Source organism: Streptomyces sp. NPDC051133 (genome assembly GCF_040682635.1).
Lineage (GTDB): Bacteria > Actinomycetota > Actinomycetes > Streptomycetales > Streptomycetaceae > Streptomyces.
In genome coordinates, this window is the sequence record NZ_JBFBBK010000122.1 from 1 (window position 1) to 5,908 (window position 5,908).

Sequence of the window (5,908 nt, forward strand, 5' to 3'; positions counted from 1 at the left end):
GCCCATACCCCCACCATAGCTATATGCCGGTATCAGCACATAGCAAACGGGAGTCAGACTGACCGCGCCCTGATCCGCCAAGCCCGGGCAGCATCGGGCAGCGGGGCCGACGCCCGTCAGATTCCGCAACCGATCACCCCGCTACCCCCACGCCGCCGTGGCGCAGCGAGTCCGGCCAGGCCTCGGGGGCTGGCGTCCGCGATCTCCGATCCCCGCCGGGGAGGTGAGATCATGGCCATGGTCCGGGGACGCTGGGTCGGCCGGCTGGTGGTGCCGCCAGGATTCGAACCCGTGACCTTGTCATCGCGGGACGTACCGTGTCCGGCTGACCTACCAGCTCGGCCTTGTCCCGGCCCCGGCGCAACCGGACGGGCAATTCCGTCCCGTGCTCGACCAGTCAGCGCAACACCGCGTGCAGGGTGCCGAGCTCGGGGAACTGAGTGAAGACCAGCCGTACCGCGCTCTGTGCCTGCTCGTCCCGGTCGCCTGTCGACCGGCGTCACTGCGGACGGCGTCGAGAAGCCGGCCGCTGAGTTCGCCAAGCGGCTCTCCGTCAACCTGGCGACCAGCGCGCCACTCACCCCGGCAAGCGCCGCGCGCAGCGGTCTGACCGACCGGCAGGTCACGCTCAGCTGACGCGCAGACGGCAGCCGCTGACACGTCATCGAAAGGCGTACCCACCGTCCCGGGCGCGGACCTCTGCCTTCTGCACGGGGCTGGCCCCTCTTCGGACTGGCGGCGCAAAGCGCCGCAGCAGGGCCGGCCTGGATGCTCTGTGACCAACGTTGCAGTGCCGGGCGGCTCCGGCGGTCAGTACCGCTTGCTGGATCGTCTCCCACGAAGTGATGCAGGGGATCAAGGGCCACATCGTCCCCACCCTGGGGCAGGCACCGGTCGACTTGACCCGGCTTGGCCTTCACGCCCAAGTACTGGCGCGTACCGTTCACCGACAAGATCCTTCGACGCTGTGAAGAGACCGCGCAAGTACCTGTAGGGGGGACCACCTCTGGTCACCCTCCTGCTCCGCCGCCTCCTGCGGCGGCCCACCCCCGGCGATCACCAAGGAGCACACGGGGAACCAGAAACGTCCCGACTGAGGCCAACACTGCAGACCTGTGCGCCGGCGCGGGTCACCCCTGTCTTGAGAAGCGATACCTCCGGGCCTGACCGCCCAGGGTTCCCCGCTAGATCTGACTGAAGAAGCTCATTGCCCCAGGCCCCTGCAGGGCAGGCCGCAACCGACGGCAAGTCAACTCTCTTCTCCGCACATTGAGTTGGGCTAGACCTGTAAATAATTCTCGTGCGCTTTGACATTGTCGCGTCTGGTGTCTGTACGGGCACGGCCGGAGGATGAGTGATCATCCGAGTGAAGTTGCGCAGGCCGCAACGTCGGGCGAGCGGTTCACTTCTGAGGGGCCCGTCCTTTCCGGCCAAGTGAGGAAGCAAGCAAATGAAGCGTCTACTGCGATGGCGGAAGTCCGGAATTGTCGCTGCGACGGCAGCTGGCTGTGTGCTGACCGGAACGACATCAGCGCACGCAGCCGTACCGCTCACGTCTTACGACAGCTGGGTTCTCAGCCATCCAGGCCATTCCTACGGCGCTGACTTCAAGGCCCTCAACGATTGGGTAAGCGCCTACTGCGCCAAGGCGGGATACGGGGACAACTCCAGCCAATGCCACCTCAACCACTTCACTGAAGAGTCCTTCTCCGACTGGACACCTCACCACAGGGAGCAGGCCAGCGAACTCCTGTTCAACTGCTCGGCGAACCCGGTGTCCCAGATGCTCAGTTGGTCCCACACCAGCAATGCCTCGGTCACCGCCGGTTACTCCGTCGGCGTTTCAATGTCGGCTGGAGCGCCCTTGTCGCTGGTCGGCGGAACCCTCACCGTCACCGTAAGCGCCTCGCAGTCCACGAGCTGGTCCTGGGGATCGTCCAGCACTCAGTCGGGTACTACGAACTTGACCGTCGCGCCTGGCGACGTCGGATGGTTCGATCAAGGCAACTTCTATGGCACAGCCCACGGCGTGGCGAATGTCGAGATCGCCCATCCGGACTCACGGTACATGGCTCCCGGCCACGCTGTGCCGATGGGAACCTATGATGTCGTGACCGATTTCACCGGTGTCATGCCGAAGCAGACCGATCCACGGGCCGTCGCCGATCAAGGCGCGCTCGGCCTTATCGCCGAGTCGCGCCCGATGACCGCGTCAGAACGGGCCAGTTGCAGCAGAAAAGGCAGCTCTCACACGATGAGCGCGGCCAGTTCAGGCACCCCCACCAGCTCTACAGTCGTGAACCCCCGGTAGCTTGAGCCTTTTCCACGCGTACGGCTGGCGGGTGAGTCGTGATGACATGCTGATGCTAGCGTAACGAACGCACTGAAGGATTTCCGTCACGCCCGCGGCGGCCCGAAAAGGCCCACGTCAATGGCTGCCACCATCCTCCCCCTCATGCTCTACGCGTGAAAAAGGCTCTACATGCAACGCGTCCCTGAACTCGTCCTGGACCTCCTGGACGTAGCCGGGATGGCGTCCCGCCGGGTGGTACAGGGGTTCAAGCCACCGGGATCCACAGGTCGAGACGGTTGCTCCGCCCGATCGGATACCCAGCCCGCTTGGGGTGGTTCGTGTCCTGCCACCTCCACGCAGAGCACCGTGGGCCTCCAACCGGAATGCACAGTGCTTGATCCCCTGCACCACCCGCAGGACAGGGCCGGAACGGTCCCTGCCTGGATCAGGCCCCTGCTCAAAGATGAGCATCCCAGACGGCAAGCAGGCCACCTGGGATGGTTCATTACGCCAAATTGAAAGAGTTCACCGATGTGTGAGGTGCATGGTGGTCGCGATGGATTGTCTGTTCGGCCGACCTGGGTCGATGGGAGGCTCAATTATTCCGGCGTCCCGCGGCTCGCTGGAGTCCTGGGCGGCTGTCCGTGCATAAAATTTGCTGTCGGTAAAGACAGCGGTGAGAGTGACCCCGTGCAACACCCGCACAACACAGTGGAGCGCGGCAGTCGGACCCATACCCTCGGGTCGGCGCGTACGGACGTGGACGAGGCCACCAAGGACACTTTGCAACACCTCGCCGTGATCGGCCGTCTCCTTCACTCCCACTTCTCGCCGGACGACAGATTCGCCACTCTCGTCAGTATTGAACGGGCCCTCGAGGACGAGTGCGTACGTCTCCTGCAGGTACATAACTACCGGCACGCACGATGACCACGCCCCTTCCACTCGACCAGCGAACACGACGGCACTACAACATCTTCCAGCTCTTCACCGGGTTGATGTGGTGGCTGCCCGTCTTCTACGTCCACCAGCGACAGGCAGGCCTCTCCGACGAGCAGATCTTCGGTATCCAAAGCATCTACTACTTCGCGTATTGCCTGCTGGAGATTCCCACGGGCGCCCTCGCCGACCGATTCGATTACCGCGCGTTCCTGCTCACGGGGGGAGCGGCCCTCGGGGTAGCGCATCTGCTCCCCGTGGCCAGCCCCACCTACGCAGGTTTCCTAGCGCAGTTCTTGGTGATCGCACTGGGAAGCTCTCTCATATCCGGGGCAGGGAGCGCCTACCTGTACGAATACCTCGCACGCTCGGGCCGCGCCGCGGACTATCAGCAAGCAGAGGGGAGCGCACGGGCCTACACACTGGCCGGACGGGTGATCTGTCTGCCCGCCGCCGGGGTGCTCCTGCAGTGGAATCCGGACATACCCTACGTACTCTCCGCCGGGGGATGCGTGCTGGCGGTGGTGTGCGCGTGGAAGCTGCCGTCTCTGTCCGACCACGATGGGCCGACGGTAGCGGGTGCCTCCAGGAAGCGGTCGGTGACGACGGGCATACCCAGGTCCTTTGGCGCCCTGAAGACCGCTCCACGGCTGACGCTCCTGATGGCCCAGGGGGTCGCCCTCTTCACTCTGATACGCATCTGCCAGGCCAATCTGTACCAGCCGGTCCTGGAATCCAAGCACGTGCCACTGGCGGCTTTCGGTGTCCTGATGGCGGCCACGACCCTGTTCGAGGCCGGCGGCGCCATGAGGTCTTCCTGGCTTGACCGGGTGGACGGGGTCTGGGCCACGGCAGGGCTGACAGCGATGATGGCCGTTGCCCTCGCCCTGGCGGTCCCAGCCGACCCCGTTGGCACAGTCGCGAGCCTATGCGTCTTCTCCCTTGCCTCAGGCCTGGCGTTCCCCATCCAACGCCGGCTTATCAACCGGGCAATCCCCGAGGCCGATCTCAGGGCCACCCTCCTGTCGGTTGAGTCGCTGATCGATCGAGCGGTCTGCGCGCTGGTCGTTGCCGTGCTCAGCGGATATCTCACCCACGGGTCGATCAACACCTTCCTGATTCGGCTGTGCACAGCGACCCTCGCCATAACAGGCGTGATCACTGCCGCACTTGCCCTACTGGCGCGCCAGCAGTCGGCCGTCAAGCCCAAGGAAAACGACTTGACATCCTCTCCGCCGTAAAGGGCGGGGGTTCCCGCCTGGCTGCCGGTGGTAGCCGGCTCGGCTTTCGGGTGGGTCGCCGTTCAACGGACCACGCCTGGCGCGCCGGATTGCCGCTCCAGGTCTTACCGGCCCTCCAGCGCGACGGGCTGACCCGGCATCGGCTCGATCCGGAAGGAGTACCGCAGATGCATGTGATCAACGTAGCGGCCGCCCCTGACAACACCGTTTCGCCCAGGGAGCGAACCGGCTTCCCCTGCCCTGCTCCGAAGGAGCTTCGTGTCCTCCCCGGCCTGAAAACCGGGCTATCCAAGAAGGAGTCCCAATGAAGAAGATCCTCTACATCTACGTCCGCGGTGGCGCGCCGCTTGAATACGTCTTCCCCCGCCTCGCGGCGTGCGGTGAGCTGCACGTCCTGGCCTTCGCCCCGATGCCCAAGGCCGCCGAAGGGACCTGGCGCCCTTGCTGCGCCACTATCACCATGATCGGGGGGACACCCCACGGCGAGGAAACCGTTGCACGTATCGTCACTCACGCGAAGGCCATCGGCGCGGACGCAGTGCTGACACTGTCGGAGTTCGCGGTCGTTGCTGTCGCCCAAGCCGCCCTTCGGCTTGGGCTGGCGGGTGCGGGAGAGGGCATTTGGGCCGCCAGGGACAAACGGGTGATGCGTGAGGCCTGGGCCGCCGCAGGCGTCCCGATCCCACAATTCCGCCGTGTGGCAAGCGCCTCGGACTTGAGACGCGCCTGCCAGGAACTCACACCGCCGCTCCTGCTCAAGCCGGCCTGGGGCGCCGGTTCCGTCGCCCAACTCGTCCTCACCCATGCCCAAGAGGCCACCGCAGCCTGGGGAGAGATCGAGGCAGCCTTGAAGGAAGGCTCCAAGGCGGGGATGAACGATCTCTATGTCCCGGACACCGACGCCGACCGACTTGTGGAAGAGATCGTGTCCGGCTCCACCGAAAGCTGGTTCGGCGACGACCGCTACGCCGACTACATCAGCGTTGAAGGCATCGTCGCCAATGGCTCCTACCACCCCCTGGCCGTCACCGCCAAGCTACCCACGGTCGGAGGATTCACCGAGGTCGCCAGTACCACCCCTTGCGAGCTCCCCCTGGAGTTGCAACAGCGCATCGTGGATGTCTCCCGCCGCGCTGTCGATGCCCTCGGCCTGGACACCTGCGGCACCCACACCGAACTGAAACTGATGAAGGACGGCCAAATCGCGGTCATCGAGACCGCCGCTCGCTTCGGTGGACTGATGACTTTACGCCGGATAGAGACGGTCTTCGGCCTCGACGCGATCACGATGTTCACCCGTCAACTCCTGTACGAAGCCGTCGATTACCCCACCACCGTTCCCTTCCGTGGGACCGGGGCAGCGGCATCGCTGGCCGTCGTACCGGCCGACGCCAGCGGTGTGGCCTGGCGCACCCATCCGATCTGGAACCCCGAT

3 protein-coding genes and 1 pseudogene are annotated in these 5,908 nt (G+C 65.0%); all 4 read left to right on the forward strand.

The genetic code is table 11. The features are described 5' to 3' along the window. Positions 1-454: 454 nt before the first annotated feature. Positions 455-636: pseudogene (locus tag AB0N17_RS44930) on the forward strand (DUF5926 family protein); the annotation flags it as partial. Between the two features lie 814 nt (positions 637-1,450). Further along, positions 1,451-2,311 carry a hypothetical protein gene (locus AB0N17_RS44935; protein WP_366017480.1) on the forward strand — a complete coding sequence of 287 codons (861 nt, stop codon included), beginning with the start codon at positions 1,451-1,453 and terminating at the stop codon, positions 2,309-2,311. 908 nt (positions 2,312-3,219) lie between these two features. After that, positions 3,220-4,473 (forward strand): MFS transporter, encoded by a 1,254-nt coding sequence (locus AB0N17_RS44940; protein ID WP_366017481.1) that lies wholly within the window; start codon positions 3,220-3,222, stop codon positions 4,471-4,473. Between the two features lie 304 nt (positions 4,474-4,777). After that, positions 4,778-5,908 (forward strand): ATP-grasp domain-containing protein (locus tag AB0N17_RS44945; protein WP_366017482.1); only part of this gene is annotated, 1,131 nt, incomplete at its 3' end.

Excerpts from the sequence above, each read along its gene's own strand:
- AB0N17_RS44935 (WP_366017480.1), top strand. The coding sequence starts at position 1,451 with ATGAAGCGTCTACTGCGATGGCGGAAGTCCGGAATTGTCGCTGCGACG.
- AB0N17_RS44940 (WP_366017481.1), top strand. The coding sequence starts at position 3,220 with ATGACCACGCCCCTTCCACTCGACCAGCGAACACGACGGCACTACAAC.